The 748-nt window shown below is 46.4% G+C and carries 1 protein-coding gene; it reads right to left on the bottom strand.

Translation table 11 applies throughout. The annotated features are described in order from the left end of the window. Window positions 1-748, bottom strand: a 748-nt coding sequence (locus ACNFN4_RS22195; RefSeq protein ID WP_448200487.1) for an AMP-binding protein, incomplete at both ends; no start/stop codon positions are given.

The following is a 748-nucleotide window of genomic DNA, read 5'->3' as shown; positions in this document are numbered from 1 at the left end:
AGTTTCCAGCATTTTTAAATGGGACGGAGTAAGTTTAAGGAAAGTTACCCTGTTATCTTTGAATGCTGCACGTAACCTTTCCTCCGTGTCTCCTCCCTTTAATAGAAGAGATCCACCACTAATCAGCGGTAAGAACAAGGACGTTACGGAGAGGTCGAAACTTAAGCTTGTAATTAGTACCGTCGTACAAGCTTCTTTCTGGTACTCCTGATCTGCATACGACAAGTAATGATCCAAATTGCCTCGTGTAACCGCCACGCCTTTGGGCTTTCCTGTCGTTCCTGATGTGTAAATCACATAGGCGATGTCGCCCTTTTCAACAGCACACGCTGGATTTGTCTCCTTCTCGCCCAGATCTTCAAGATTCATAGAGATGAATGGGACTTCCGTTTCCAAAGTCTTCTCTCTTGTTAAGATGACCTTGGGTGCTGCATCGTTCAGAATATGCTCTATTCGTTCCTTCGGAGTTGCTGGATCAATCGGGACATAGGCGGCTCCACTCTTTAGCACGCCTAAAATGCCAATGATCGTTTCCGCTTCAAGGGAAGCCATGATGGCCACTCGATCATTGGGCTTAACACCTAACGAAATCAGTTCCCATGCCAAGGCATTGGCCTTTCGGTTGACTTCTCCATAACGAAGTACGCCCGTTTCGTATTCAATTACCGTCTTCTCAGGTGTCTGTTCCGCATGTTTCTCGAATCGTTCCACTGCCGTATGATGCTGTGCATACTCCGTATGGGTATTA

The sequence above is a fragment of the Bacillus sp. N1(2025) genome, from assembly GCF_053470005.1.
The sequence above is the reverse complement of the archived record's forward strand: the minus strand, read 5'-3'. Positions and strand labels throughout refer to the sequence as shown.